This is a genomic window from Novosphingobium sp. SG751A (genome assembly GCF_013149295.1).
In the GTDB taxonomy this organism is placed as follows: Bacteria; Pseudomonadota; Alphaproteobacteria; order Sphingomonadales; family Sphingomonadaceae; genus Novosphingobium.
Genome location: NZ_JABGCB010000006.1, coordinates 215557 through 241871, shown reverse-complemented (window position 1 = coordinate 241871; position 26315 = coordinate 215557). Strand labels below are relative to the sequence as shown.

At 64.0% G+C, this 26315-nt stretch carries 25 protein-coding genes; 9 read left to right on the top strand and 16 right to left on the bottom strand.

Annotation, left to right across the window (positions count from 1 at the left end; genetic code table 11):
* Positions 1 to 15: 15 nt before the first annotated feature.
* The 4 genes from FHW96_RS10275 to FHW96_RS10260 all read right to left on the bottom strand — a co-directional run bounded on the left by FHW96_RS10275 (position 16) and on the right by FHW96_RS10260 (position 5145).
* Entirely contained in the window at positions 16 to 1518 is a 1503-nt protein-coding gene (locus FHW96_RS10275; protein WP_172340468.1) for an aldehyde dehydrogenase, read from the bottom strand.
* Positions 1515 to 2666 carry an FAD-dependent monooxygenase gene (locus FHW96_RS10270; protein WP_172340467.1) on the bottom strand — a complete coding sequence of 384 codons (1152 nt, stop codon included), beginning with the start codon at positions 2664 to 2666 and terminating at the stop codon, positions 1515 to 1517. Before FHW96_RS10270 ends, FHW96_RS10275 begins: the two co-directional genes overlap by 4 nt.
* Positions 2663 to 3589: a polysaccharide deacetylase family protein gene (locus FHW96_RS10265; RefSeq protein WP_172340466.1), complete on the bottom strand. Its 927-nt coding sequence runs from the start codon at positions 3587 to 3589 to the stop codon at positions 2663 to 2665. The genes FHW96_RS10270 and FHW96_RS10265 overlap by 4 nt, the downstream gene beginning before the upstream one ends.
* A 101-nt stretch (positions 3590 to 3690) precedes the next feature.
* Positions 3691 to 5145, bottom strand: a complete 1455-nt coding sequence (locus FHW96_RS10260) for an NAD(P)/FAD-dependent oxidoreductase (protein ID WP_172340465.1) — start codon at positions 5143 to 5145, stop codon at positions 3691 to 3693.
* A 221-nt stretch (positions 5146 to 5366) separates the two neighbouring features.
* Between FHW96_RS10260 and FHW96_RS10255 the strand changes: the two genes are divergently transcribed.
* Genes FHW96_RS10255 through FHW96_RS10240 form a run of 4 tightly spaced genes read left to right on the top strand, consistent with a single transcriptional unit; the run spans position 5367 to position 9052 of the window.
* On the top strand, positions 5367 to 6368 hold the full coding sequence (locus tag FHW96_RS10255) for an alpha/beta fold hydrolase (protein WP_253950862.1): 1002 nt from the start codon (positions 5367 to 5369) through the stop codon (positions 6366 to 6368).
* A gap of 13 nt (positions 6369 to 6381) precedes the next feature.
* Positions 6382 to 7806 (top strand): 3-isopropylmalate dehydratase large subunit, encoded by a 1425-nt coding sequence (leuC, locus tag FHW96_RS10250; RefSeq protein WP_172340464.1) that lies wholly within the window; start codon positions 6382 to 6384, stop codon positions 7804 to 7806.
* Entirely contained in the window at positions 7803 to 8426 is a 624-nt protein-coding gene (leuD, locus tag FHW96_RS10245) for a 3-isopropylmalate dehydratase small subunit (RefSeq protein WP_172340463.1), read from the top strand. The genes leuC and leuD overlap by 4 nt, the downstream gene beginning before the upstream one ends.
* Positions 8423 to 9052, top strand: a complete 630-nt coding sequence (locus FHW96_RS10240; RefSeq protein WP_172340462.1) for an isochorismatase family protein — start codon at positions 8423 to 8425, stop codon at positions 9050 to 9052. Before leuD ends, FHW96_RS10240 begins: the two co-directional genes overlap by 4 nt.
* Here the strand turns inward: FHW96_RS10240 and FHW96_RS10235 are convergent.
* A complete protein-coding gene (locus FHW96_RS10235) occupies positions 9039 to 10001 on the bottom strand; it encodes a hypothetical protein (RefSeq protein WP_172340461.1) in 963 nt (320 codons plus the stop codon). The genes FHW96_RS10240 and FHW96_RS10235 overlap by 14 nt on opposite strands.
* Before the next feature lie 118 nt (positions 10002 to 10119).
* Between FHW96_RS10235 and FHW96_RS10230 the strand changes: the two genes are divergently transcribed.
* Both FHW96_RS10230 and FHW96_RS10225 read left to right on the top strand, forming a co-directional pair.
* Positions 10120 to 10884, top strand: a complete 765-nt coding sequence (locus tag FHW96_RS10230; RefSeq protein WP_172340460.1) for an SDR family NAD(P)-dependent oxidoreductase — start codon at positions 10120 to 10122, stop codon at positions 10882 to 10884.
* A 22-nt stretch (positions 10885 to 10906) separates the two neighbouring features.
* Positions 10907 to 11821 carry a DUF1838 family protein gene (locus FHW96_RS10225; protein WP_172340459.1) on the top strand — a complete coding sequence of 305 codons (915 nt, stop codon included), beginning with the start codon at positions 10907 to 10909 and terminating at the stop codon, positions 11819 to 11821.
* A gap of 33 nt (positions 11822 to 11854) precedes the next feature.
* Here the strand turns inward: FHW96_RS10225 and FHW96_RS10220 are convergent, their stop codons facing one another.
* Positions 11855 to 12754: a formylglycine-generating enzyme family protein gene (locus tag FHW96_RS10220; RefSeq protein WP_216650851.1), complete on the bottom strand. Its 900-nt coding sequence runs from the start codon at positions 12752 to 12754 to the stop codon at positions 11855 to 11857.
* Between the two features lies 1 nt (position 12755).
* Positions 12756 to 13844 carry a Gfo/Idh/MocA family protein gene (locus FHW96_RS10215; protein ID WP_172340458.1) on the bottom strand — a complete coding sequence of 363 codons (1089 nt, stop codon included), beginning with the start codon at positions 13842 to 13844 and terminating at the stop codon, positions 12756 to 12758.
* A gap of 169 nt (positions 13845 to 14013) precedes the next feature.
* Between FHW96_RS10215 and FHW96_RS10210 the strand changes: the two genes are divergently transcribed.
* From FHW96_RS10210 to FHW96_RS10200, 3 genes are read left to right on the top strand one after another with little or no spacing between them, the layout of a single operon-like run.
* Complete coding sequence (locus FHW96_RS10210) at positions 14014 to 14814, top strand: alpha/beta fold hydrolase (RefSeq protein ID WP_172340457.1); 801 nt, start codon at positions 14014 to 14016, stop codon at positions 14812 to 14814.
* A complete protein-coding gene (locus tag FHW96_RS10205) occupies positions 14789 to 15802 on the top strand; it encodes a phosphotransferase (protein WP_172340456.1) in 1014 nt (337 codons plus the stop codon). Before FHW96_RS10210 ends, FHW96_RS10205 begins: the two co-directional genes overlap by 26 nt.
* Positions 15802 to 17136 carry an MFS transporter gene (locus FHW96_RS10200; protein ID WP_172340455.1) on the top strand — a complete coding sequence of 445 codons (1335 nt, stop codon included), beginning with the start codon at positions 15802 to 15804 and terminating at the stop codon, positions 17134 to 17136. The genes FHW96_RS10205 and FHW96_RS10200 overlap by 1 nt, the downstream gene beginning before the upstream one ends.
* Here FHW96_RS10200 and FHW96_RS10195 read toward each other — a convergent pair whose 3' ends face one another.
* The 9 genes from FHW96_RS10195 to FHW96_RS10155 all read right to left on the bottom strand — a co-directional run bounded on the left by FHW96_RS10195 (position 17137) and on the right by FHW96_RS10155 (position 26182).
* Positions 17137 to 17982, bottom strand: coding sequence for a DUF1838 family protein (locus tag FHW96_RS10195; RefSeq protein WP_172340454.1), 846 nt, complete (start codon positions 17980 to 17982; stop codon positions 17137 to 17139).
* A complete protein-coding gene (locus FHW96_RS10190) occupies positions 17979 to 18272 on the bottom strand; it encodes a DUF1330 domain-containing protein (protein ID WP_172340453.1) in 294 nt (97 codons plus the stop codon). Before FHW96_RS10190 ends, FHW96_RS10195 begins: the two co-directional genes overlap by 4 nt.
* Positions 18273 to 18378: 106 nt before the next feature.
* Positions 18379 to 20811 (bottom strand): TonB-dependent receptor, encoded by a 2433-nt coding sequence (locus FHW96_RS10185; RefSeq protein ID WP_371815685.1) that lies wholly within the window; start codon positions 20809 to 20811, stop codon positions 18379 to 18381.
* Between the two features lie 466 nt (positions 20812 to 21277).
* Positions 21278 to 22240 (bottom strand): alpha/beta fold hydrolase, encoded by a 963-nt coding sequence (locus FHW96_RS10180; RefSeq protein ID WP_172340451.1) that lies wholly within the window; start codon positions 22238 to 22240, stop codon positions 21278 to 21280.
* Complete coding sequence (locus tag FHW96_RS10175) at positions 22237 to 23316, bottom strand: DUF3089 domain-containing protein (protein WP_172340450.1); 1080 nt, start codon at positions 23314 to 23316, stop codon at positions 22237 to 22239. The genes FHW96_RS10180 and FHW96_RS10175 overlap by 4 nt, the downstream gene beginning before the upstream one ends.
* A 105-nt stretch (positions 23317 to 23421) precedes the next feature.
* A complete protein-coding gene (locus FHW96_RS10170) occupies positions 23422 to 24627 on the bottom strand; it encodes a class I SAM-dependent methyltransferase (RefSeq protein ID WP_172340449.1) in 1206 nt (401 codons plus the stop codon).
* Positions 24628 to 24640: 13 nt separating this feature from the next.
* Complete coding sequence (locus FHW96_RS10165; RefSeq protein WP_172340448.1) at positions 24641 to 25003, bottom strand: hypothetical protein; 363 nt, start codon at positions 25001 to 25003, stop codon at positions 24641 to 24643.
* Complete coding sequence (locus FHW96_RS10160; RefSeq protein WP_172340447.1) at positions 24996 to 25565, bottom strand: ureidoglycolate lyase; 570 nt, start codon at positions 25563 to 25565, stop codon at positions 24996 to 24998. The genes FHW96_RS10165 and FHW96_RS10160 overlap by 8 nt, the downstream gene beginning before the upstream one ends.
* Positions 25562 to 26182: a cytochrome b gene (locus tag FHW96_RS10155; protein ID WP_172340446.1), complete on the bottom strand. Its 621-nt coding sequence runs from the start codon at positions 26180 to 26182 to the stop codon at positions 25562 to 25564. Before FHW96_RS10155 ends, FHW96_RS10160 begins: the two co-directional genes overlap by 4 nt.
* Positions 26183 to 26315: the final 133 nt, after the last annotated feature.

Sequence of the window (26315 nt, the reverse complement as noted above, 5' to 3'; positions counted from 1 at the left end):
CCCGCCCCTTTCCGATTACAGCCGCGCCGTAACGGCCTTGGTTTCGAGATAGGCTTCAAGCCCTTCCCGGCCAAATTCGCGGCCCCATCCCGATTGGCCAAAGCCGCCAAAGGGAATGTTCGTGCCCACCGCGCCATGGCAATTGATCGAGACGTGGCCCGAGCGGATGCGCTTGACCATGCGATGCGCGGTGGACAGATCGCGCGTCCAAACGCTGCCCGACAGGCCGAAGGGCGTGTCATTGGCAAGCTCCGCAATCGCGTCCAGATCAGTGGTGGCAAATTTCTGGACCGCCATCACCGGGCCAAAGATTTCATCGCGCACGATCGACATATCCGGGCGGCAATCGGCAAAGATCGTGGGCGGGATGAAATTGCCGGGACGATCCAGCTTTTCCCCGCCGCAGACCAGGGTAGCGCCCGCCTGTTTGCCCGCCTCGATGTAGCCCATCACCTTGGCGCTGTGGACGTCCGATATCATCGGTCCCTGCATCGTGGCCGGGTCCAATCCATGGCCCAGCTTCATGCCCGCGCTGAACGCCGCCACGCCCTCGACCAGTTCGTCATGGATCGCCTCATGCGCAAAGATACGCGTGCCCGCCATGCAGTTCTGGCCCTGAAGGAAGAAGGTGGCCAGCGCCACGCCCGGCACGGCCAGCGCCAGATCCGCGTCCGGCATCACCACCACCGGCGACTTGCCGCCCAGTTCAAGACTTACCTTTTTGAGGTTGCCGAGAGCCGCTTGCACAATCTTCTTGCCGGTCACGGTCGATCCGGTGAAGCTGATCTTGTCCACGCCCGGATGGGCCGCCAGCGCCGCGCCGCAATCCGCGCCAAAGCCGTTGACGATGTTGACAACCCCCGCCGGGAAACCGGCATCCAGGATCATCTGCCCCAGCGCCAGCACCGAGAGCGGGGTTTCCTCGCTCGGCTTCATCACCACGGTGCAGCCCGCCGCCAGCGCAGGCGCCAGCTTCAGGATCGCGGTGGAAAGCGGCACGTTCCACGGCACGATCAGCCCCGCCACGCCCACCGGCTCGCGTAGGGTATAGGTCAACGCCTCGGTCTCGGCGGCGATGTGGCGCGGCGGGGCGGTGGTGGTGCCCTCGATCCGCATCACGGCACCTGCGTAATAATCGACCATTTCCACGCAATTGGCCGTGGTCAGCCCCGCAATAAAACCGGGCATGCCATTGTCGACAATGTCCAGCTCAGTCAAAAGCTGCGCATTGGCCTCCATGATCCGGGCAAGGCGGAACAGGATCGCGGTGCGGTCCGAAACCGTCATCCGTCCCCATGCGCCATGAAAGGCGCGGCGGGCGGCGGCGACGGCGGCGTCAACCTCGGCCGCGCCGCCGGTGGCGAAACGGGCCAGTTCAAGACCCGTCGCCGGGTCGCGCGTGACATGCTCGCCGCTGCCGTCGACCCATGCGCCGTCGATCAGCAACCGATGCTGCCCGCCCAAAAAGGCGGCGGTTTGCGGCGCGATGGCGTGGCCATCAAAGGGCAGCACGTTCATACTTCAACTTCCCGCGGATCATACAGAAACAGGCCGAGCGATTCCTCGTCCTTCATACCTTCAAGGCCGAAGAAATCGGTGTTCTGGCCCTGCATGCGATCGGCATTGGCGTTCGATTCCTGCTGGATGAACGTGGCGCGTTCGTGGCGCGCTTTCTCATAGCGAGCAAGGCCCTCGGCGGCGGAATCCGAGGCAGCCAGCGCGCGGGCCAGCGCCACCGCATCCTCGATCCCGCAGGCCGCCCCATGGCCAAGGAAAGGCGTCATCGCATGGGCCGCATCACCGATCAGCGTGACATTGCCGTCCAGAACCCAGGTCGGCATCGGCTGTCGGGCGTTGATCGCCCATTTGAACAGGGGTTGTGCAATCGCCGCTTTGAGCAGACGCTGCGCATCCTCACACCAATGGCCATAGATCGCCTGAAGTTCTTCGGGATCGGCGGGCGTGGTCCAGCCTTCCTGATTCCAGCCTTCCTGCCGGGCGAAGAACACGAAGTTCATCACCTTCGAGCCGCGCACATTATAGCGGTTCATCATCGCGCCGGGGCCGATGATGATGCCGGGGAAATCGGAAAGATCCTGAATTTCCGGCGTCACCGGCACCAGGCAGCGCCATGCGACATGGCCCGTGAAATGCGGGGCATCATCGCCAAAGCGCTGGCGGATAACGCTCTTTACGCCATCCGCGCCGACCAGAACATCCGCGCTGAATTGCCGCCCGTCGGCGAGCGTCACGGTGGTTCCCTCGCTCGAAACGACCTGCGCCCCGGCGATCATTTCCACCCCGGCGCGCTGCGCCGCGCTTGTCATCACCCCGTGCAGATCAGCCCGGTGAACGGTGATGTAGGGCGCGCCATATTTCTCACGCTGGGTCGAGCGGTCAAATGCCACCAGCGTGCGCCCATCCTGCCAGTGCTGGATGCGCTGGCGGGTGGGTTCGACGGCAACCGCTGCCGCTTCCTCGCAGATGCCGATGAAATCCAGCCCCTTCATCGCGTTGGGCGTCAGGGTCAGACCCGCGCCGATTTCGCCGAACTGGGGCGCGGATTCGAGCAGCGTCACCTTGAAACCCTGCTGGGCCAGCGCGGCCGAGGCGGTCATGCCCGCCACGCCGCCGCCAACGATCAGGATGGTCTGCGGCTTGCTCACTTTGCACCGCCTTCAAGCTGGCCGGGGATGTGGCTCTCATGATTGGCCAGATACCATTCGGCGATCTCTTCGCGCGTGGCCCACCACACGCCGGGCAGGCTCTTGGCATGTTCGATAAATTCGCGCAGCGCCCGGACGCGATGCGCGCGACCCGACACATGCGGATGCAGGCCGACATTCATGATCCGGCCGGTCTTGGCGCCCTCGGCATAGAGCACGTCGAGTTCCTCGATCAGCGCGTCGCGAAACTGGTCTGTGGTGAAATTCTTGCGCGTGATGAAGGTAAAATCGTTGATTTCATTCGAATAAGGTACCGAGACGATCGGACCATTCGGGGTCTTCAGCAAATAGGGCTGATCGTCATTCATGATGTCGCAGTAGAATTTGCAGCCATATTCGGCCAGAATGTCGGCCGTCTGCATCGTGCCGCGCAGGGACGAGGAGAGCCAGCCCTTCGACTTGCGGCCGGTATATTTCTCGAACTGGTCGAGGCTGCGCAGGATGATGTCGCGCTCCTTTTCCGGCTGATGCGCGAAACTGGTCAGCAGTTCGCCCTGCTCCCAATTATGCGTCAGCAATTCCCAGCCGCGTTCGAGGCAGGCATCGGTCATCGCCTTGCGCCGCTCAAACGTCACGGCATTGGTGGTGCAGCTCGCCTTGACGCCCAGTTCGTCGAACAGGTCATAAAGCCGCCAGATGCCCACCCGCTGGCCATATTCGCGCCAGGTGAAATTGGGGAAATCGGGCGTGTTGGCCGGCAGCGAATCCGGCAGGATCGCCGGCCCGCCCGCATAATAGGGCTTGTCGCTGTCCTTGGTCAGATCCCACGTCTCAAGGTTGAAGGTCAGGATAAGCGCGACCCGTGCGCCATTGGGCCACTTCAAAGGCTGGCGGGCGGGAAGGGGAATGTAATCATATTCCATGAGACGTTACTCGCTTGGCAAAATATGGTGCGACACAAACATTATTGAGCCTCCACGCCCATCGGCAAGGATTGACTCTCCGCAATGCGAACAAATGCGCATCAGGCCGACAGCACCTCGAGCGCGACGCGTTCGGAGGATTCCAGCGCGCCTTCCAATCCGCGCGCGCCGGTGGCGGTATGCTCGCCGCAGAAATGCAGGCGGCCGGCCGGCTTGGACAATTCGCTCATCACGCCCGCCACCTGTCCGGGGCTGAAATAGGCCCAGTCGCCCTGATTGAAGCGTTCACCCACCCAGCTGAAATAGGCCGCGCCGCGCAATTTGCCTTTGGTCGATGGGCGGATCGCCTCGATCCCCGCGATGATCGTGGCCATCGCAGCCTCTTTACCCATCGCGTCCCAATAATGGGCCATGGCGCCGCGCGCCTGCACGGTAAAGCCGGTGATTTCCTCAGGCGTTGCGCCGAAACGCTGGGGCGTCACCACGCCGGTCACGCCATCGGTCCACATGCCGGGCGCAGCCTTGTCCTCTTCCCAGAACGGCGCGGTGGCCGTCAGGAAAGCGATGGAGAGCGGCTGATAGGGCATGGTGGCTACGGCCCGCGCCTGAACACCCGAAAGGCCCGGCATCACATGCACATGGCGCAGCGTGGAAAAAGGCAGCGAGGAGATGACCCGCCCCGCCTGATGCACCGAACCATCGGCACAGGTGACCGTGGCATTGGTCGGCGAGGTCTCGATCGCCACCACTTCCTTGCCAAACAACAGGTCGCCCTTGAGCATCTTGGCCATGGCGATGGGCAGATTGAGATTGCCCCCCTTGACCGCCAGCGACTTGATCCCCGTCGCGATCTGCGCCTTCACAAAGCCGTCGTTATATTCCAGCATCAGCGCCGAAACGTCATAGGCATTGCTGCCGTAATAGGGCGAAACATCATTGGCCAGATGGATCGCCTGATCCGACAGGCCCTGCGCTTTGAGCCATTCATAGAGCGAGATGTCGAGCGGGGCGTTGGCCGCGTCGGCCCATTGGGTCCAGTCTTTGAGCCGCGTGTTCCTGGCGATCAGCACATTGACCAGCTCGGCGGGCATAAAGGTCTTCATCGCATCGGGAAAAGGATTGCCCGGATGGCGCGCCCATTCCTCGCGGCTCAGCAGCTTGCCGTTGATATAGAGCCCCGGCGCCCCGCCGATGCGATAGCGCGCGCCCACTTCTTCCAGCGCCACGCCCGCGCGCGCCGCCGCATCAATGCCGCGTCCATAGCCTTCGGCCATCGAGTTGAAGCCCATTTCGGGATAGCCGGGCTGGTCCATCAGCGTCATGATCCGCCCGCCCACGCGGCTGCGGCCCTCCAGCACGGTGACTTTCAGCCCCTGCTGTTCAAGCAGCCATGCCGTGTTCAGCCCCGAAATCCCCGCGCCCAGCACGATCACATCGGTGCCGCGCGGGGCTGCAGGCTTGGCCGCCTTGGCCGCCGCGCGCGCTATCGCGGGCGTGGCCGCCATCAGGCCCGCAATGCCAAGGCCAAGGGTAAATCCGCGCCGGTCAACGCCCATCTTCAAACTCCACGAAATGCCTGCCCGCAATGCACACTCTGGCCACCGCCCTGTCGATCCACCCCCGGCCCGTCACCACCTGTCGGATAGCGCACTTTCCGTTTCGGAAATCCTCGCAGATTGCCATCATCATGCCTCACGCAAAGGGGGCCTGTGCCGTCGGGGACCTGCCGCCTTGTGGCAAAGCCTGCGCGCGCTGATAAGGCGCAGGACTGTTATAAATGGTGGAGAAAGCGATGAAGTGCCTGCGCCCGGTTCTGTTGGTCGGCTCGATGCTGGCGGCCTGCGTGATGTCGCCCCTGGCCCATGGGCAGAGCGCGCCCGCTGCGGCCGCCGCCCACCCCTATCTCTCGGTCGAACAATTGCGCGCCAAATACCGCGATGCGGCCAGTCGCTTCATGACGATCAAGGGCGTTGAGGTCCATTACAAGGATGAAGGCCCGCGCGGGGCGCCGGTGCTCTATATGGTCCATGGCTCGGTTTCGACACTGCGCACATGGGATGTGATTACCGCGCGGCTGAAATCGCGCTATCGCATCATCCGCTTCGACATTCCCGGCTATGGCCTGTCGGGCCGGATCTCCGATGAAGTCGCGCAGAATGTCCAGCCGGTCGAGATCGCCGAAGGGCTGCTCGATGCGCTCAAGGTCAAAAAGGTAACGTTTGTCGGCGTGTCGAGCGGCGGCACGATGGGCATGTATCTGGCCGCCAAGCGCCCCGAACTGGTCGAACGGCTGATCCTGTCGAACACGCCCAGCGATCCGGTCGATACCAGCCATCTGGTCATGCCCAAGAGCTTCGTTGACGGGATCGCCCGCGCCAAGGCCAATCAGGGCTTTAACGACCGCCCCTATTGGGACGATTATCTGGGCTATTTCGCAGGCGATCCCAAGCGGATCAGCAAGAAAACCCGCGATGAGTATTACGATTTCAATCGCCGCACGCCAGAGAAGTACCCCATCGCGCTGGTCGCCCGCATTGGCGATGGCAAACAGGCGACGGTGGAAATGGCCAAGGTCAAGGCGCCGACCATGCTGCTGTGGGGCGCTGCCGATCCGCTGCTGCCCGAAATCGCGGCCAACCATATCGCGCGATATCTGTCCAACGCCACGATCAGCCGCGTGCTGATGCCCGATGTCGGCCATTATCCCCCGCTGGAGGTGGGCGACCGCTTTGCCCAACTGATCGCCGCCTATGTCGAGGCCGGCACCCCCAAACTTTGAGAATGATCCGACAATGACCGCCTGCACGCTTTATGAAAAGCTGTGGAACGCCCATGCCGTGGCCGAATTGCCCGGCGGCGAGACACTGCTCTATATCGACCGCCAGATCCTGCATGAGGTCTCCAGCCCGCAGGCCTTTGTCGCCATGCGCGAGGCGGGGCGCCGGTTGCGTCGTCCGCAAACGCATATTGCCGTGGTCGACCATGCCGTGCCCACGCGATCCCCGCGCGCCGATGGTATCCGCCACGGCACGATCGAGGACGCGCAGGCCGCCTCGCAGATTGCCGAGCTGGAAACCAATGTCCGCGATTTTGCCGTGCCCTATGCCGAACTGGACGGGGCCGAACAGGGCATTGTCCACGTGATCGGCCCGGAAAGCGGCTTTACCCTGCCCGGCACCACCATCGTGTGCGGCGACAGCCATACCACCACGCATGGCGCCTTTGGCGCGCTGGCCTTTGGCATTGGCGCGTCCGAGCAAGGCACGGTGATGGCCGCGCAATGCCTGCGCCAGAAGCGGGCCAAGACCATGCGGATCGACCTGTCCGGCACGCGCCACCCGCTGGTCTTTGCCAAGGACATTGCCCTTGCCATCATCGCGCAGATCGGCGCGGATGGCGCGGCGGGCCATGCGGTGGAATTCACCGGCCCGGCCCTGCGCTCGATGAGCATGGCCGAGCGCATGACCTTATGCAACATGATGATCGAGGCAGGCAGCCGGGTGGGCCTTGTCGCGCCCGATGATGTGACCTTTGCCTTCCTCAAGGGCCGCCGTCTGGCGCCCAAGGGGGCGCTGTGGGATCAGGCCGTGGCCGCATGGCGCGATCTGGCCAGCGATCCCGATGCCGCCTATGACCGCGTGATCGAGTTCGATGTGGGCGCGCTGGTGCCGCAGGTGAGCTGGGGCACAACGCCCGATCAGACGCTGCCCATCGATGCCGCCCTGCCCGATCCCGCCGCGCTGGACGAAGGACCGGCGAGGCGTCAGGCGGAAAAGGCGCTGGCCTATATGGGGCTGGCTCCGGGCCAGAGCATCACCGACATTGCCATCACCCATGCCTTCATCGGTTCGTGCACCAATGGCCGGATCGAGGACATTCGCGCCGCCGCCGCCATTGCACAGGGCCGCAAGGTGGCCCCCGGCATCAAGGCCATCGTCGTGCCGGGCTCTGCCGCCACCCGCGCCGCCGCCGAGGCCGAAGGGCTTGACCGCATCCTGATCGAGGCGGGCTTTGAATGGCGCCTTGCGGGCTGCTCAATGTGCGTGGCGATGAATGATGACCGTCTGAAACCCGGCGAGCGCTGCGCCAGCACCAGCAACCGCAATTTCGAGGGCCGCCAGGGTCCGGGCGGTCGCACCCATCTGATGAGTCCGGCCATGGCCGCCGCCGCCGCCATCGCGGGCCATATTGCCGATGTGCGGGAGTATGTCGCATGAGCCAGCCTTTCACCGCCCTGTCGGGCCATGCCGCCCCGATGCCGGAAGAGAATATCGACACCGACATCATCTTCCCCGCGCGCTTTCTGCTGATCACTGCCAAGGCGGGGCTGGGCCGCTATGCGTTCCATGACCGCCGGTTTGATGCCAATGGTGCGCAAATCGCGGATTACGTGCTCAATCAGGCCGCGTTCAACGCCGCCCCCTTTATCGTCGCGGGAGCCAATTTCGGCTCCGGTTCCAGCCGCGAACAGGCGGTCTGGGCGATTGCGGGGCTTGGCGTGCGCTGCATCATCGCGGCGGGCTTTGGCGAGATTTTCCATTCCAATTGCCAGCGCAACGGCATCCTGCCCATCACCTTGCCCGCCGAAACGGTGACCGAACTGATGGTCGCGGCCCAGACCGAGCAGACCTTTGCCGTCGATCTGGAAACCCAGAGCCTGACCGTGGGCAATCGCGCCTTTGCCTTTGACATCGCGCCCGAGCGCAAGCTGGCCCTGCTCAACGGCTGGGATGAAACCGCCGTGTTGCTGCACCAATATTCCGGCGCGATTGCCGAATTTGAAACACGCCAGAAGGCCAGCGTGCCATGGCTCTATGCCGAGGATGATGCATCATGAGCGACGACCTGCTCGAAAATTACAAGCGCGCCTATAACACCCGCGTAGGTTTCGGGAAAAAGCCCGCGCTGGTGATGATCGACTTTTGCCGCGCCTATTTCGAACCGGACTGCGATCTTTATTGCGGCCAGCCCGTCTTTGACGCCATCGAAAGCGCGCTGCGCGTGCGCGAAGTGGCGCGCAAGGCCAATGTTCCGGTCATCCTGACCTGTGTGCAATATCATGCCAGCGGCGTGGATGGCGGGCGCTTTTTCGAAAAGGCCGCGCCCTTGCGCTATTTCGTCAAGGGCCATCCGATGGCCGCATGGGGACCGGGACTCGAACCCTTCGAGGACGAGCTGGTCATCCCCAAGCAATATCCCAGCGCCTTTTTCGGCACTTCGCTGGCCAGCACGCTGACGGCGATGGGCGTGGATTCAGTGCTGCTGACCGGGCTTTCCACCAGCGGCTGCGTGCGGGCCTCCTGCGTCGATGCGATGAGTCACGGGTTTAAGACCGCCGTCATTGCCGACGCCTGCGGCGACCGGCATTCCGGCCCGCATGAGGCCAACCTGTTCGACATGAACGCCAAATATGCCGATGTGATCGACGAGGCCGAAGCCCTCGCCTATCTCAGCGGTCTTTGACCCCCGATTGAAAAGCCTCCAGCCGCGCGCCCCATGGGGTGATCGCGGCGGCGGCCAATCCGGCGGGGTGAGGCGCCCATTGCGCCATCACAGGCCCGATGATCCGGCACCCGCCCTGCGCCGCGCGCTCGATGAACTCCTCAAGATCGGTGACGGGAAAGCGCAGCGAAGCCCATCCCCGCAGGGGCGGTTCGCGGTCGGAAAAATCATGGCCGCGCACGCCATATCCGATGATCTCAACCGAACCCTCCATCCGCCCTTCGGGGTGATAGATGCCGATCTGCATCGGGATCTGCGCGGCGATCCCCTCGGGCAATCCCATGCAGTTGGCCCCGCTTTCCTGCGCCGCCACGCCTTGTGTTTCCTGTACCGGCAACCAGCCGAAGCAATCGCGATAGAGATGCCGCGCCGCCTCGAAATCGGGCACGACCTGCGTTGAATTGAACACGAAACTGGCTGGCCCCGAAACGCCGTCATAGCCCTGCAGGGGCGGGCGTACCCGCTCCATCAGCGCGATACATATTCCATCGGCATCGCTGCTCACCACCTCGCGTACGGCCAGCGGGCCGAAATCCCAGTCGGTGATCGGCGCATGGGCGACAAAGCCCTGCGCCACCAGCGCGCGCTGCAAAGCCTCGATATCGGGCAGGGCGCGCAGGTTGATGTCAAAAATCCCCCCCGGGTCCCATGCCTGCCCGCCCTCGCGATTCAGGCCCGCAACCGGGCCTTCCACCTCGATCAGCCGAATGCGCCCGCGCGCCACGCCGGGATGGCCGATCAGAACCTCACGCGCGCCGCCCGTCAGGCCCAGCAGCGCCAGCGCCCCGCCATCGACCGGCCCCTGCGCCAGAGGCACAAACCCCGTGGCCGCGCAGAGCCGGGCCGCGCTTGCCCCGGCATCGGCCACGATGGCCACCACTTCCTCGAAACCATTGTCCAATGCGATCATGGACCAAGGCTGCGCCTCCTGCTCCCCGCTCTGCAACGACCGATCGCCACAATTCCGCCCATCGGATAGACCGCGCAAAGCGCGCCCATGCGCCCGCGCCTTCCATAGCCTGCCCGCCATGAGCCAATCACGACTGGGCGGCAGAACCGCCCTTATCACCGGCGCGGGTCTGGGCATCGGCCGCGCCGCCGCGCTGCGCCTTGCCGAAGAGGGCGCGGCGGTCATCCTTGCCGACCGCGACGAGGAGCGGTTGCGCGAAACCGCTGCCCTGCTGGGCGGTTCGCCGCATCTGCTCATACCCTGTGATGTCACCAGCGAAGCGCAGGTGGCCGATCTGTTCAGGGCGGCGCTCGAATGGCGCCCGCTCGACATTCTGATCAACAATGTCGGCGGCGGGCGTTCGGGGCGGATCGCTGATCTCTCGCTCGACGATTGGGAACAGACGATGGCGCTGTCCCTGCGCTCGATGTTCCTGTGCACCCGCGCCGCCGTACCGGGCATGGCGGCGCGCGGTTATGGGCGGATCGTGTGTCTGTCCTCGGGCGCGCGAAACGGAACGGTGTGGAACGCCTTCTACGCCGGCGCCGCCCCCTATTCGACCGCCAAGGCCGGGGTGATCGGCTTTGTCCGCGCGCTGGCCATCGAACTTGGCGACAGCGGGATTACAATCAACGCCGTAGCCCCCGGCCCCATCGATACCGAACTGGCGGGGCCATACCTGCGCGCGATGGACGAACAGGGCCTAGAATATGCCCCCAGCCGTATGGTGCCGCTGCACCGGCTGGGCACGCCGCGCGAGGTGGCCGACGCCATCCTGTTCCTGGCCGGCGACGAGGCCAGCTATATCTCGGGCACCACGCTGGATGTGGCGGGGGGCCGATAATCGCCAAGGGAGCCTGAAAACCATGAATCATCTGTCCCGCCGAAACCTGCTCGCCGCCGCGCCCGCCGCCGGAATGGGGCTGTTGACGCCCGCCGCCTTGGCCGCCCCGGCCATCGTCAAAGGCGCAAGGCCCGATCTGAACGACCCGGCCGCCCGCGCCCGGATGCGCGCCCGCGTGATCGGTTCCTGCGCACGCGAAACGGTATTCATCTTCTATCGCCTGCACATCTATGGCTACAGCGGCGATGGCAATCTGATCCCCTTCTTCACGATGAACCACCTCAACGTGTCGGAATGGACGCCCCTGCCCGGCAACCAGTATGAATCGCGGACCTATGAGGCCGGGGTCTATTGCCGGTTCAACACCGACGAGCCGCTCGACGAATGGGTAAACCCCATCACCGGCGAAAAGCGCAAGGTCTGGCAATTCTACGGCGGCCCTTTCAGTGTCGCCATCGGCCCGGACGGGATCGTCACCAAGGGCGCCGATCTCAACCCGGTGGTGCTGCCGATGGAAGAACTGGGCGACATGGTGATCGTGCCGACATCCTCCTCGGCGGCCTTTCCCAATGCCGCCACGCCCGATGCCTATCCGCATCTCTCGGCGGGCAAGACCATTTTCTGGGAAAGTCACGCCACCTATGGGGCGCGGGCGCAGGACGCCTTCAATGAAAAACTGACCAACGCGCCTGCCTTCTGCACATTCCAGAATATGGCAACATGGCACCCATGGCTGGGCATGGGCGGACGGGCCGAAACCACATCGGGCCGCACATGGGGCCGCGCCTATGGGGCCAAGATCAGCGGCCTTGATGAGATCCCCGCCGCCGCGCGCCGATCATTGGAAAGCCACACGCCCGACATTTTCAAATGGAAGGAATGGACCGGCTTTCGCAACGATATGGGCGATTATCTCAAAACCGTGCCCAAGGGCTGACCGGCGTGGGGGCCTTTGCCAAGGCCCCCATCATCACGGCAAATCGCGCGCCACGCGAAAGCCCAGATGGTTATTGCGCTGTTGCGGCGGATCACCGATGCGCTGGGCCACATGCAAGGTCCAGTCGAGCAGGCTCCACCCGCCGCCGCGCACATTGCGCTTGGTGCAATCACCGCCCGCGATCCATGCCGAACCATCGCCGGGCGCGCCCTTGAAATCGGGGTGATGGCAATCGGCCACCCATTGCGCGGTGTTGCCCGCCATATCATACAGGCCAAACCGGTTGGGCGGATAGGCCCCCACCGGCGTCGTTCGATCATAGAAATTGCCGTAATTGGCGTCATCATGGGTGATGCGCGTGCCGAAATAGAAGGGCGTGACCGTGCCCGCGCGCGCGGCATATTCCCATTCCGCCTCGGACAACAGACGATAGGACTGCCCCGTTTTCCGACGGATCCAGGCGACATAGGCCTGCGCATCGTCGTAATTCACATTGATGACCGGCCGCCGCCCGCGCCCCCAGCCCTCATCCGCCGGGCGATAGGTGCCGCAGCCGCCATCGGCCACGCAGGCATCCCATTGGTCGAACGTGACGGCATAGCGCCCCACGGCAAAGGGCCGCGCGATGGTCACGGGATGCACCGGCCCCTCCATCGCATCGAACATTGGCCAAACGCCCACCGAGCGATTGTCCTTGGGCGTGGTGCCCATCATGAAGCGCCCGGCGGGCACCACGACCATTTCGGGCAGATCGGCCCCATCGGCAAAGGCCGATCCGGGGCGCAGCGAAGGAAAGGCAGGCGCGGGCGCGGCACGGATGATCGGCGTGCCGTCCGGCCCCAGTTCAGGCTTGGCCGGGGCCGCGCCCATCACCGCCGCGCCCATCGCCATCGTGGCCGCGCCGCGCTTCCATCGAGACAGAACATCGCGCATCTCAGGCCTCCCTGCGATTGCTGAAGGCATCGGCCTGCACTTGGGCTGTAATGTCCAGCGCGAGTTCGGGCGGGGGCGGCGGATCGATGGCATCGGCCGCATTACGCCGCGCCTCGGCCAGAATGCGGTCGATCAGCGCAATGGTGCGCGCCGCGTCAAATCCGTTCACGCTGCGATTGGGCAGCCCTCGCGCGGCGGCGATGAATTCCTCCATCTGGATGCGGAAATAATGGCCCAGATCGCGCCCGCCCATCACCCGCGCATCGCGCACCACGCCGGGCGCGGGCTCCACCAGCAATTCGCGGTTGAAGCGCAGGAATTCGCCATCCTCGATTTCGACCGCGCCCTTGCTGAAATGCAAAACCTTGCGGTCGATAATGCTGGGCTGGTTATAGCTGATGTGCACGGTGGCCATGCGCCGCCCCGGATAGGCCAGCAGGATCATCGCCTGATCCTCGCCCTGCCACCCGGTCTGCCGGCGGGCGGCTTCGGCATGGACCCGGATAGGATCGTCCGCCCCCATGCACATCTGCACGAAATCGAGCGAATGGGGCGCAAAGAGCGAGAGAATCAGCCCTTCCTCGGGCTTGCGTGTGGCCCACCACGGCGCCTGCGGACCGTTCCAGCGCACGCAGGAAGTGACCTCCACCGCCATCAGCTTGCCGAAATCCTGCCAGTGATCGAGCAGATAGTGGAATGCCGGGCCCTGACGATAGGTATGCCCGGCGGCCAGCACCACGCCCTTGTCCGCTGCGGCCTGTGCCAGAGCAAGGGCCTCCTTGCCGGTGGGCGCCAATGGCTTTTCCACCAGCACATGCTTACCCGCCGCAATGGCCGCCATCGCCTGTTCGGCATGCAGGTCATTGGGGCTGGCGATCATCACCGCCTCAACCTCGGGCATGGCCAGCACCTGCGCCAGATCATCGGTCGCCACAGCGCCAAAGGGGCGGGCCGCGGCCTGCGCAGCGGCCGGATCGCGGTCCACGGCGGCGACCAGACGGACCCGATCCGCCAGTTGCCCGACCGCGCCCAGATGCGCGCCCGAAATCCGCCCGCATCCCACCAATGCCAAACCCAGCGGGTTCTCCATGTGCCATTCTCCTGTTGCGGCAAGCCATCAGGATGGCGCGCCCGTCCGCAATGCCACGCGCCGATAGCCCAAATCTCCGCCCTGCGGAGAGTCCGCTGTGACACCCTGTTGCACAATCCGCGCGGGATCATGCTGAGACGATAACTGTACGGACACCCCCGATCCGATCATGACCCTGTCGCGCGCCTATACCACCTGTCGCTATGGCCAACTGCATTACCGGCAGGCGGGCGTTGATGGCGCGCATCCGCCGCTGGTGATGCTGCATCAAAACCCGTCCTCGGGCTGGGAATATGAGCCGCTGATCGCCGCCATGGCGCAGGACCGCCGCGTGATCGCCTTTGACACGCCCGGCCATGGCATGAGCGATGCGCCGCCCGCCCCTCCCGGCATGGCCGGTTATGCGGCTGCCTTTGCCGATGGTCTGGCAGCGCTGGGGGTGGATGGGCCGATTAACCTTTACGGCTATCACACCGGCTCGCTGCTGGCGGTGGAATTGGCGCTGGCGCTGCCCGATCAGGTGCGGCGGATGGGGCTGACCGGCATTCCCATGTATCCCGCCGAGATCCGCGCCGCCAAATTGCGCGAGGCCGAGGAATTTCCCGTGCCCGACGAGGATGGCGCGGTCATCCTCGACCTGATCTCGCGCCTGTGGGCCTATGTGGTCAAGGCGCGCAATCCGGCCCAGCCATTGTCGCGCGCGATCCGTCATTTTGCGGACAAGGCTTTCATCCTTGACCGCTTCACATGGGCTTATCGCGGCGTATGGTCCTATGACTATGCCCGCCTTGGCCAGATCACCTGTCCGGTACTTTTACTGCAACCGCATGAAGCCCTGCGTGAGCCTGCGCTGGCGGCGGCGGCCTTGATACCGGACATCACCATCCGCGATCTGCCCCAATTGGATCGCGATATTTTCGACATTGCTCCAGAGGTGCTTGCCCGTGAATTACGTATCTTCCTTGGTTGAATCCGGCCTGCCGATTGCCGACATTTCGCATTCGGTGCTGCATCCCGATTTCATCGCGCGCGAGGTCAAAGCGCGCTATCCGGTGGTGGGCAAGCTCGATGTGTGGCTGCTTTATCGCGGCATGAACGATGTCTATCTGGTTCAGGACGAGCAGACGAAATATGCCCTGCGCGTCTGGCGCAAGACCTATCGCGATGTCGATGATGTCGCCTATGAGCTCGATTTCCTCGCCTTCCTCAAGGATAAGGCCTTCCCCGCCAGCGTCGCCGTGCCCCAGCATGACGGCACGCTGTACTGGAAGGCCGCGACCCCGGAAGGCGCGCGCGCAATTGCCATGTATGACTGGGCGCCGGGCCGCAAATTCGGCGATATGCTGAGCGAGGAAACCTCGTTCCGCATCGGGGCTGCCTTTGCCAATCTGCACCTTCAGGGCTTTGAATGGGCGGGCAAGGACCACAAGTTCACAACCGACACGGCCAAGGATTACAACATCTGCATGCCTGCGCTGATCGACTTTGTGTATGATCGCCCGGACGATCTGCGCGATTATCCGATCATCGCCGCCAATATGGACAAGCGCCTTGATGAACTGGCCGCCGCGGGCGTTCCGCTGGGCGTGTGCCATCGCGATTTCCACCCCTCCAACGTCCATGTCGATGATGCCGGCACGATCACCCTGCTCGATTTCGACGCGGCGGGTGAGGATTTTCTGATGCAGGACGTTCAGAACTTCGTCTGGGGCAATCTGTTCTACGGTTTTTCCGAAAGCTATGGCACGGCCTTTGAGGACGGCTATCAGTCGGTCCGCCCCTTCACCGCCGAGGAAATCGCCAACAAAGAGCTGTTCCTGATGGGCAAGGCGCTGCGTCTGGTGGCGGGCATGGCCCATTCCAGCACGGCGGTCGGGCGCGGCACTTTGCGCTTCCGCAATCTCGACTGGCTGGGCGATTACATCAAGACGCGCGCCCGCGCCTGCGGTCTGCTCTGATGCGGGCCCCGGCCGAAAGCTGGCCCCGCGCGTCCACCGCATGGTGGATGGTCGCGCTGCTGTTCCTTGCCGGGATCTGTTCGGTCATCGACCGGGCGATCCTGAACATGGTGGTCGATCCGGTGCGCCATGATCTGGGCATTGGCGATGGCGCGATCGGATTGCTGCAGGGGCTGGCCTTCGGCCTGTTCTATGCCTTTATGGGCATGCCGATGGGGTTGGCGTCCGACCGCGTGTCGCGCCGCAACCTGTTGACCGGGGGCATCGCGCTATGGTCGCTGGCCACGATCGGCAGCGGGCTGGCGGCGGGTTTCGGGCAATTGTTCGCCGCCCGCCTGCTGGTGGGCCTTGGCGAGGCGGCGCTGGGGCCTTGCGCGATCTCGCTGATTTCCGACCTGTTTGCACCCGACAAACGCGGCCGCCCGATCAGCATCTATATGATGGGCCAGTCCTTGGCCCAAGGGCTGGGCATTGCGTTCACCGGCATCGTGCTGAGCGCGGCGGCCAAGGGCGCCTTTGTCCATTGGCCCGTGCTGGCCGGGCTGGCCCCATGGCGGACGGTTTTCGTCATTTCCGGCTCGCTGGGCCTCGTTGTCGTGCTGGGCATGATGACCACGCGCGAACCGGTGCGGCGGGGCCTCTCGCCTTTGGCCGCGCATCCCGGCATGGGCGAGAGCGCAGCGTGGTTCTGGCGCAACCGGGCGGTGCTGGCGCCGCTCTATCTGGGCTTTGGCGTGTGTTTTATCGCGGCCTATGGCGGGGCGGCGTGGCAGCCCACGATGCTGATGCGCGGCTTTGGCGTTTCGCCGCAATTTGTCGGGGCATGGCTGGGGCCGCTCTCGATGCTGTTTTCGGCCACGGGGCCGCTGGTGGGCGGGTGGCTGCTGGATCGCTCGATGAAGGCGGGTAAGCCTATGCTGCGTTTCCGCCTGCTCTCCTTCATGCCGCTGCTGGCGCTGCCCTCGACGCTGGCGGTGCTGGCGGGTGATGCGCGGACGGCGGCCTTTGTCGTGGCCACGGGCAATGCCATCTATGCGGTCTGCGGCACGCTGATGTTCGCCACCTTGCAGGCCATTGTCCCGGCGCGGATGCGGGGCACCTCGATCGCGCTGACACTGGTGCTCAACACCTTGCTGGGCGCGGCCAGCGGGCCCTTGCTGGTGGCCGGCGTCAATGGCGCGGTGCTGCATGATCCGGCCAAGGTGGGCTGGGCGATTGCGCTGGTGGCGGGGCCTGCGGTGATCGTGGCGGCGGGCCTGTTCAACATGGGCCGCATCGCCATGCAGCGCGCGGCAAAACAGGGCGACGAGACCGCCGCCCTGCTGGGTGTCTGATTACTTTTCGTTCCAAAGGGGCGTAAGCAGCACTGCCGGGTCCTTCAACACTTCCGGGCGGAACTGGCGGGTCGCGGCCTGCCATTCCGCCGGGATGCTCTCCATCGCCGCGCCCTGTTTGCCGATGCCGATGGCCGACATATGGCCCGCAATATCGCCCATCTCCATCCATGGCCGCCAACTGCACACATTGGTGAAGCTCACATCGCTGGGCACATGGGGGGCGCCGGACAATACATCCGAGAGCCTGGCATGGAACGTGTTGCTCTCCGAATAGCGGAAAGGTTTGGCGCCGGGGGCAAAGCGCATCGCGGTGCGCGAACGTTCGGTGATATACAGATCATCGCCCCGCACCTCGAAGGGCAGCACCTCATGCTCGATCTCCAGCCCCGGCACCGGCTTGGCCAGCGCAAAGCCCAGATCAGGGCGGATGAACACCTTGGACGGCGCATAGCCCCCCATCGGCACCTTCACATCGCGCCCCGTATAGGGATTGCGCCATTGGGTCAGCACCGCGCCTGTATCGGGGTCGGTGAACCATGCGATTTCGGCATTGACCGCCTCATAGCCGCCATCGGGGGCCGGACGATAGCGGGCAAAGACCGCCGAGCGCACATTGAACAGCGGCCGCATCTCATCCCCGGTAATGCCGTAATAGCGGGCTGAAACCCAGCTTGCGATCAGCCGGTCGTCCAGACTGCCGCGCATTTTCACGAAAGCCTTGAGCCGATCAGCAGGCGCGGCCAGATCCAGCCCTCGCGCCGCCGCCAGCGCGGGCGCGGCCAGCAACAGACCCCCTGCCCCCAAGGCTCCGCCCAGCACCGCTCGCCGCGACGCGCCCGTCATGACGCCACCACAAGGCGCGAATTGACCGATCCGCCCGCCCCTTCACGCAGAGCCTTTGCGGCCTTGTAACCCTCGCTGTTCATATAGGCGCGCGCCGCTTCGGCATCGGGAAAGCGGATCAGCACCGCCCGGCTCGCATCCTCGCATTCGCCTTCAAACACTTCTTCGATCAGCCCGCGCACCAGATATTCCCCGCCAAAGCCCGCCGCGACCTGCGCCGCCGCGCGGGCATAGGCGAGGAATTGTTCAGGCTCGCCGCTTTTTACCGTGGCCCAGATATAGGCTGTCATATGCCGCTCTCCTTTGACAAAAAAGGCTGGCCCCGCATGCGCAGAGCCAGCCTGAAACCATTTGCCTGCCCGGGGCGGCGGATCGCGCCGCCGCCCCGTCGGGCCATTACATCTTGACCTTGAGCTGCAGACCGAAGGTCCGCAGTTCTGGCAGACCCACCACAGCCGCCGAGTAGAAGCCAAAACGCGCCAGCGTGTTGTCGATGGCATAATTGTCGCCAATCGAGGTGTAGGTGTGGTTATTGAACAGATTGTTCACGAAAGCCTCAACCGAGACATTGCCCTTCGACACCCCGCCGCGCAGGTTGAAGATGTGGCGATCGGGCGTGCGCAGGATGTTGGCCTCATTCGACCACATGCCCGACTTGAAGTTCCAGTCGAACCGGGCAAACCACTTGCCGTCGCTCACCGAAGCCAGATCGCCATGCAGCAGGATGCCCAGATTGGCCGAGTATTTCGAGGTGTTCTTCATCTCCTTGCCGGAGAAATCGAACATACCCGTCAACTGGCTGACCGTGGTGCTGCGATACTGCTTGATGTCCGAGGCATTGATCGCACCGGCGCCGTCCAGCGTGATGAGATCATTGACCTTGAGCGAGAAGTCGCCCTCAACACCATAAAGGTCGACATTGCCGGTGTTGGCAGACACGTTCTGGAAGCTGGTGCCTGTGGCCGAGGTGGGGTCGGCCACGATGATCGAGATCGCGTTGATCTGATCGCGCCACTGGGCATAATAGGCCGCAGCGGTATAGCGCAAACGGCCGTCCAGCAGCTTGCCCTTCACGCCCAGTTCGTAGTTGGTGACCTTTTCCGGCTTGATCGACAGCGCGCCGCCGGCGGCGATCGCGGCATTCTGAATGGCCGAACTGGTGGCCAGAATAGCGGTGTTGAACTGCGCCGGGTTCACGCCCTTGGCCCACGAGGCATAGGCCATGAAGCTGGGCGTGAACTGATAGTTCACAATCGCGCGCGGGGTGAAGTTGTTGTACTTGGCCGATGCGAGCAGGCTACCGCCGGTATAGGTGCCGGCGGGCAGATAACCGGCCTGGATGGTTTGCCCCGAGGGGCGGGCAAAAGCGCCGAGCCAGTCGATCTGATAACGCCCTTCGACGCTGGCCGAAAGCTTGTCGGTAAAGTCATAGGTCGCACCAAAGAACAGACCCGTGGTGCGGCTTTCCGCCTTGCCGCCCGGCAGCAGCACGGCCGGGCTGAGCGCGGCAAAACCGCCGCCGCCGCCCTGAAGCTGTTGCGCCTTGAGGTAGGAAGCTCCCACCACACCGCGCAGTCGGCCGAACTTGTAGTTCAAACGGCCTTCCATCGACCAGTCATTGGTCTTGCGTTCGATCAGGTAGGGATAGTCCCAATAGCCCTTGGGGTTGGCGGCATAGGTGATGCTGCTGGTGTCGAGACCGTCAAGGTCGATCACCGTGGACCAAACTTCGCGGTTGTAACCGGCCAGAACCGTTGCCGTGATATTGGGGTTGATGACCCATTCGGCATTGGCATGGGCATGGTGGCTGATACGGCGCAGGCCATAGCCGTCGACGCCTTCACTGGGATCCACGATGCGGTTGGTCGGGCTGGACAGCCACGAGCGCAGTGCATCATTGTTGGTCACGTTGGCCGATACCGGATAGGCCAGCTTGGGCGTAACGCCGCAAAGATAAGCGTTGGTGACGGCGCTGCCCTGACCGGCGACGCCGCGGCTGTTGCCCTGAAACGAACAGTTCGACTGGCTGGGCGCGATGATGGCGCCGGAGCTCGACTTGATGTCATAGGCATAGAGACGGGCCTGCGCCGGGGCGCCGTCGCGGTCTTCGCTCATCAGGCCGAACAGCTTGAGGGTGAAGTTGGGGGCAGGCTTGAACAGCAGCGTGGCGGTGCCGATCGTGCTCTTCTGGTCGCCCAACGTACCGCCACCGGCGGCGTTATTGGCCCACGAGCCGCTCTTGGCCCAGCGGTCGCCGGTGATGCGGAAGGTCAGGACGTCACCAAAGATCGGACCTTCAATGGAGCCTTGCAGGCGATAGTTGTCACGCGTGCCCACCATGCCCAGCAGGCTGCCGTGCCATTCCGAGGTCGGGTCCTTGGTGCTGATGTTGATCGCGCCGGCGAAGGTGTTGCGTCCGTAATAGGCGCTCTGCGGCCCCTTTACGACTTCGACCTGCTTGGGATCGGAAATCGACATGATCGCCGAGGGCGAGGCAACCGCCACGCCGTCGATGAACATCGAGGTGGTGGTGGCCAGCGTGGTCGAGGGCGTGAAGCCGCGGATCACGATCTGCTGGAACGAGCGGTCGGCGTGGCCCGAGGAATTGTCGTTGATGTTGATCCCCGGGGTGGACTGCGCCAGGCCGGTCATCGAAATGACGCCCTTTTGCGCCAGCGTTTCAGCCGTCAGCGCGGTAACCGTCACGGGAACCTTGAGAATGTCTTCGCTGCGTTTGCGCGCGGTGACGGTGATGGTGCCGGCATCCTCGACGGGCGCGGCGGCGGCCGGTTCAGCGGCCAGCGCGGGCGTGGCAACCCCAAGTGCCACGAAAATCGCAAGAGCGGAGGTCGTTGTCGCCACAGAGGCTTTCAAAAAGCGAGTTTCCATTTTTCCCTCACTGGATAATTGTTATGTCGGCACATTTCAGTTGAATTGGGCCGATCCAGAATTTGTTCTAGTTCCCGCTGCTATCTGTTATTATGAAATTCTATCCGCCTGTTGTTCACGCGGCGCCAATTGGCGCGATCCATCCAGCAGGGAATGCGGCGAATTACGCATCGCGTAAAACACCCCGGCCCCAAAGTAGGCCGCTTTACTTGAACTCCCCTATCTGGCCGATTCCGCTTATCCCTTTCGGCTGAAGAGAGAGTGCCTTGCCCCCGCCCCGCGTGGCGCAGGAAATACGGCCTATTCGCCTGTCGGATGCAGAGGCCCGACCAAACGGTCACAAAAGCGTGCTAGGCAACGCGCGCCCAGCGTGAAATTCGCAGGAATCCGTAGTTGACGGGGCAATTTAGCGGGAAATCCGGCCCAAAAAGGCCTGCACGGACGCCAATGACGCTTGCGGGCATTCCAGCGGCATCATATGGCCGCAATCCTTAACGACGGCCATCGCCTTGTCCTTTGCACCCAGCCTTTCCAGCGTTTGCCGCCCGTCTTTGGCCAGCGGCACTTCGGGATCGCGATCCGACCACAGCACCAGCGTGGGCGTGGTAATGGCCGCCAGATCTGCGGGCGTGCCTGAAAAGGGCGGAGCCTTGCCGAAATGGCGCGGCCAGCCCTGCGCGCGATTGTTCAGTTCGGCCCATTCACGCGCCAGTTCAGGCGAGACGCGGGCCGGATCGGCATAATTCATCCGCAAGATCCCGTCCCACATCGCCGGTATATGATGCCCGCCCAGCAGACCGTCAAAGGCCAGCACCGCCTTGAACCATGGCGTGAAATGCGGGGCCGGTTTCAACGGGCCGGCGGCAATATTGGCCAACACCAGACCGCGCAGCGCTTCGGGATGCTGCGCAGCATAATGGGCCACGCCCTCGCCCGCGCTGCTGGTGCCCACCAGCACGAAAGGCGGCAGATCCATTTGCCGCGCCAGCGCCGTGATCAGCGCCGCCTCGGCATCGCCATTATACAATCCCTGCGGCTGCGGCCCGGAAAGGCCCATGCCGGGGCGGTCGAAACGGATCACGCGATAGCGATCCTTCAAACCCGCCGCCCAGCCATCCCACATATGCACCGAGGCAAAGGAACCATGCACCAGCATGACGACCGGCGCATCGGCGCTATGGGGGCCTTCATCCACCACATGCAGCGCCTGTCCGTCCACCGTGATGAAGCGCGAAGCGGGTGTGGCATAGCGTGCGCGCATTTCGCCCTCATCCGGGCGCAGCCACCCGGCCCACGCCGAGCCCACATAGGCCCCGACCCCCAAGGCCGCCGCGATCAACGCGGCCCCCGCCCAGCGCCAGAACTTCACTTGCCACCCGCCAGATAGGCGCGGGCGCGCAGCACGGCATTGGCGCTGGTATCGGCCCAGAACAGGCCCAGATCATGATAATGCATCGCCCCGCCCGCCAAAGGCTCCAGCCCCAGCGCCTTGTCGGGGCGGACCAGCAACAGACCGGAATCGCAACGCGCCGAAACCGCTCCCGCTTTCAGCGGCTGCATCGGGCCGAAACCGGGGCTGCCCGGCACCGCGCCCTTGGCGGCGGCCGACGGCGCCTCGTTCAGCTTTGCGTCAAAGGTCAATGGATTGACGCAAAGCGTGACCTTGCCCGCATCATCGCCAAATTTCTGCACATAGGTCGATTGCGAATAGCCCGCCATTTTCGCCACATCGGCCACGCCATCAAGATAGGCGTTCCATTGCACCACGCACCCGGTCTGATCGGGCGTGGCGCAGGGGGTTACGCTCTTGAACCGCTTGCCGAAATCGCCCTTCGCCAGATTGATGCCGATGATATAGGCAGCCACCATCCGCTTTTGCAGCGCCGCGCCGTCGATCCGCCGCTCCAGCAAGGTGGCTGAATGGAAGGCCCCCTGCGAATGGCCCGCGATGATAAAGGGCCGGTCGCCGATCTGTTTGAGGAACACATCAAAGGCGCGTTCGACATCGCCATAGGCCAGCGCAAAGGCCGCCTCACGCACCGGGCCGTTGGCGAAACTGTTATAGGTGGCGGCGCGATAGCGCGGGGCATAGACATCGCAACAGGCGGCAAAGACGCCGGCCTGCCGGGCGATGCTGCTTTCATCGGTCCACTGGCTGGCCTTGGCGTCGGCGGGGTTCTGGTTCAGCTCTCCCGTCTCGCTGCGCAGCGTGGTGGGGTGCAGGAAAAAGACCGCAACCTTTGGCGCACGGGCCGGTTTGGCCGCACCCGCAGGCAGAGGCGAGGCCCAGCCCTTGGAGGCAAACACCGACCAATTGGCGCGAATGGCGTAATCGGGCGCGGGCGGGGCCTTGGCGGCCACGACGGCCACCCCATCCTGCGCCTTGACCGGCCCCGACACCGCCCCCGCCACAGCGAGCAACATCCCAACAATCGCTTTACGCATTCCAGACCCCTTACCCACCAAAACGGCCGCCATCATGCCCGGATCATGCAGGGCAAAATGGCGGCCGGTCTTGCGCTCGAAACTCTAGCCGACTGGCGGACAGGATCAGTCCTTCACCGCCGCGCAGGCATACCAGCTGCCCATCAGGGTGCGGCCTTCCGGATGGCCCTCGGTAAAGAAATCCTCGGTGTTCGGGTTGAGGAAATAGCTGCCCTTGCGATAGCCGACGGCCACCTTGTCCGCCGCGAAACCGGCATCGGTAGCCACCTTCATCCAATCCGTGCGGGCCAGCGAGGTCATGAAGGGTTCGTTATTGTAATGCGATTCAAAATCGCAGCGCATCTGGTCCCACAGGCTCAGATGTTCGTGGCGCGGGGGCACATCGACATGGCACATGATCCCGCCCGAACGCAGCAGACGGTGGCTTTCCTTAAAGATCTGGCGCATCCCCTTGGCCGAAGTTTCATGCAGCGTGGCCGAAGAGCAGACCAGATCGAAGCTGCCGTCCTCGAAATCAGTGTGTTCGGCGTCCTGCTGGCTGAAGTGGATGGCAACGCCCATGCTTTCAGCGCGCGCATGACCATAGCGCAGCATCGGCGCGCCCACGTCCAGCGCATAGACCTCGGCATCGGGAAAAGCCTGCGCGATGGCGACGGTCGAATGGCCCACCGCGCAGCCCAGATCGAGGATCCGCTTGGGCTTGAAATCGGGGAAGAAACCCTGAACGTGGCTGGCCAGCGTATGGCCGCGCCCGTCATTCTTCCACCCGCCGTTCAGATTGCGCAGATAGGTCGAGGCGAAACGGTCATACAGAGCGCCCGCACGGAAATCGGCATCCGACGTATCGGTGATATAGCCGCCCGCCATGCGGTGATGGTCGATCGAGCTGATATAGCGCGGCATGACCAGATCCGGATTCAGCCGCAACGAACCCTTGGGCGCGGCGCTCTGCTCGGCCACCTTGCCCGCCAGTTCATCATATTGCCGGTCAATCGCGCCATCCAGCGCCTGCCAGATGCGGTCCTGATAGAACAGCGAGAGCGTCAGCCAATATTGGTGCAGCGGATGGTTTTCCAGCGCATTGCGCACTTCGGTGCTGCGGGTGGGGGCCTTGCCCGTTTTCGCGGTCACTTCCGGCACGATCACCTCGTCCAGCAGGCGCCGGTCGAGCGGGTCCATCTTCTGGTTGGTCCACATGCGCATGGCGAGGAAATGGTCCTCCAGCGCCTGTTCGTCATGCGTGGCCTGGGGCATCACGGCATGGCCGTAATGGGTGGAATTGGGGCGAGCGGATTCAGCAAGAGTGGCCATGGGGGGAACCTCCTCAGTTAGCGTCAGCGGCGACACGCGCCAGTTCGTTTTCATAGGCGTTCTGATCGGCCAGCGCCTCGGGCAGCAGCCGGTCACGGGCCACGCCCAGCACGCGCTCATAGGCCTTCTGCTTATAGGCGCCGCGACAGGCGCGCGCCTCGGCATCGGGGTGATAGGCGTCAATATCCTCCGGCCCATGCAGCCCTGCGGCTTTGAGCAGCCGCTCATTGGCGTCCAGCCGGTCCTTCAACACCATCACTTCGCCCAGCAGCGCCAGCACCATGCCCGCCAGCGCATCCTGAGTCGCGCTTTCCAGCACCACGGGCTGGCTGCCTTTGGAACGGGCCGTCCGGTTCAGATTTTTGCGTTCAACCAAGATCTTGCTCCAAACTGAATCGAAACAGGCGCCCGGTGCGGGCGCGAATGTCTTTCTTGTCGAGGTCGGGCCCATGGGCCTCCTCGGTCACCTCATCCTTGGCTTTGAGATCATACCCCGTCTGGCTGGAAAGCAAGACGACGATCTGCGTATCGGGCAGCAAGGCGAAGGGAAATTCGTGCCATGTGCCGCGATGCATGGCAAAGCCGGCACTGCCATCGAAATGGAAGGCACGGACGGCGGCAAGGTCGGGCAGGTCGCCTTCGCAGGGCGGTGCCATCACCGCCACGAAAGGCTTGCCGCCCAGCGGGATAAAAGCCTGGGTATGCTGGGCATGACGCTCCATATAACGCACTTCACCGGGGCGCGGGTCCATGCTGGCCAGTGTGATCTCGACCGGATGGTCGCATTCAAACGGAGCGGGATAGCTCATCCGCACCGCGCCTTTATAGAAATCGACCGCCACGCTCTTGGCCCCGCTGGCCGCGCCGATGATCGCGCCAAACGGGGCCAGCGCCTCGGCCGTGGCCGGTTGCGGGATCAGGGTGATGATCTCGCTCATTGCCCGCCCTTCCACATGCGGATCAGGACATCGCTGCGCGCGATGAAATGCTGTTTCAGCGCGCCCGCGATATGCAGCGCCAGCAAGGCACCGCCCAGCCACAGGCCCCAGACATGGATGCGCGCAAAGAAGCCATATTTGAACAGTACCGGCGCATTCCACGCCACGGGCGGCACGATATGCGGGATGAACCCATGCGGGCCAAAGCCATCCGTGCCAAAGAACCACATTTCGGGCGCCGGATAGCCCGCCCCCGCCGCCATCGAGGAAAGCGCCGCCCAACCCGAAAGCGGCAGCACCAGCAGCAGCAGATAGAGCATCCCCTGCACCGCGGCGGCCAACACCACCTCGAAGCGACTGGATGTGGCGGGCGGCGGCGGGCGGTCATGAGACAGGCGCCAGATGATGCGAAACACCACCGCGATCAGCAGCAGCATGCCCAGCGTATGGTGGATCTGGCTGGACAGGATATGGCTGGCCTTGCCTGCGGAATCGCGGGCGGCATAGGTCCAGCTCATGATGAAACCGGCCGGAACCTCGACCAGCACGGCCAGCGCCGTGCCCCAATGCAGGGCGCGGGCGATACGGTTCCAGCCGGTTATGGCAGATACTCCCATGGGCGACTCTTTCTCCCGCCGCGTATGATCTGCGGCTTTGATCGGAGGATGCATGCGATCCCGCCCGGCCCGCTGCCCGTCGCCCGATTTGCCCGCAGGCCGGATAAATCACCCCCATGCCTCGCCCGCCCCC

What these genes read in the sequence shown, in the direction of transcription:
- FHW96_RS10155 (WP_172340446.1), bottom strand. Translation starts at nt 26,182, where the DNA reads ATGGGAGTATCTGCCATAACCGGCTGGAACCGTATCGCCCGCGCCCTG.
- FHW96_RS10215 (WP_172340458.1), bottom strand. Translation starts at nt 13,844, where the DNA reads ATGGAGAACCCGCTGGGTTTGGCATTGGTGGGATGCGGGCGGATTTCG.
- FHW96_RS10240 (WP_172340462.1), top strand. Translation starts at nt 8,423, where the DNA reads ATGAGCGACGACCTGCTCGAAAATTACAAGCGCGCCTATAACACCCGC.
- leuD (WP_172340463.1), top strand. Translation starts at nt 7,803, where the DNA reads ATGAGCCAGCCTTTCACCGCCCTGTCGGGCCATGCCGCCCCGATGCCG.
- FHW96_RS10230 (WP_172340460.1), top strand. Translation starts at nt 10,120, where the DNA reads ATGAGCCAATCACGACTGGGCGGCAGAACCGCCCTTATCACCGGCGCG.
- FHW96_RS10255 (WP_253950862.1), top strand. Translation starts at nt 5,367, where the DNA reads ATGGTGGAGAAAGCGATGAAGTGCCTGCGCCCGGTTCTGTTGGTCGGC.
- FHW96_RS10175 (WP_172340450.1), bottom strand. Translation starts at nt 23,316, where the DNA reads ATGCGTAAAGCGATTGTTGGGATGTTGCTCGCTGTGGCGGGGGCGGTG.
- FHW96_RS10160 (WP_172340447.1), bottom strand. Translation starts at nt 25,565, where the DNA reads ATGAGCGAGATCATCACCCTGATCCCGCAACCGGCCACGGCCGAGGCG.
- leuC (WP_172340464.1), top strand. Translation starts at nt 6,382, where the DNA reads ATGACCGCCTGCACGCTTTATGAAAAGCTGTGGAACGCCCATGCCGTG.
- FHW96_RS10200 (WP_172340455.1), top strand. Translation starts at nt 15,802, where the DNA reads ATGCGGGCCCCGGCCGAAAGCTGGCCCCGCGCGTCCACCGCATGGTGG.
- FHW96_RS10195 (WP_172340454.1), bottom strand. Translation starts at nt 17,982, where the DNA reads ATGACGGGCGCGTCGCGGCGAGCGGTGCTGGGCGGAGCCTTGGGGGCA.
- FHW96_RS10170 (WP_172340449.1), bottom strand. Translation starts at nt 24,627, where the DNA reads ATGGCCACTCTTGCTGAATCCGCTCGCCCCAATTCCACCCATTACGGC.
- FHW96_RS10275 (WP_172340468.1), bottom strand. Translation starts at nt 1,518, where the DNA reads ATGAACGTGCTGCCCTTTGATGGCCACGCCATCGCGCCGCAAACCGCC.
- FHW96_RS10190 (WP_172340453.1), bottom strand. Translation starts at nt 18,272, where the DNA reads ATGACAGCCTATATCTGGGCCACGGTAAAAAGCGGCGAGCCTGAACAA.
- FHW96_RS10225 (WP_172340459.1), top strand. Translation starts at nt 10,907, where the DNA reads ATGAATCATCTGTCCCGCCGAAACCTGCTCGCCGCCGCGCCCGCCGCC.
- FHW96_RS10220 (WP_216650851.1), bottom strand. Translation starts at nt 12,754, where the DNA reads ATGCGCGATGTTCTGTCTCGATGGAAGCGCGGCGCGGCCACGATGGCG.
- FHW96_RS10235 (WP_172340461.1), bottom strand. Translation starts at nt 10,001, where the DNA reads ATGATCGCATTGGACAATGGTTTCGAGGAAGTGGTGGCCATCGTGGCC.
- FHW96_RS10265 (WP_172340466.1), bottom strand. Translation starts at nt 3,589, where the DNA reads ATGGAATATGATTACATTCCCCTTCCCGCCCGCCAGCCTTTGAAGTGG.
- FHW96_RS10210 (WP_172340457.1), top strand. Translation starts at nt 14,014, where the DNA reads ATGACCCTGTCGCGCGCCTATACCACCTGTCGCTATGGCCAACTGCAT.
- FHW96_RS10260 (WP_172340465.1), bottom strand. Translation starts at nt 5,145, where the DNA reads ATGGGCGTTGACCGGCGCGGATTTACCCTTGGCCTTGGCATTGCGGGC.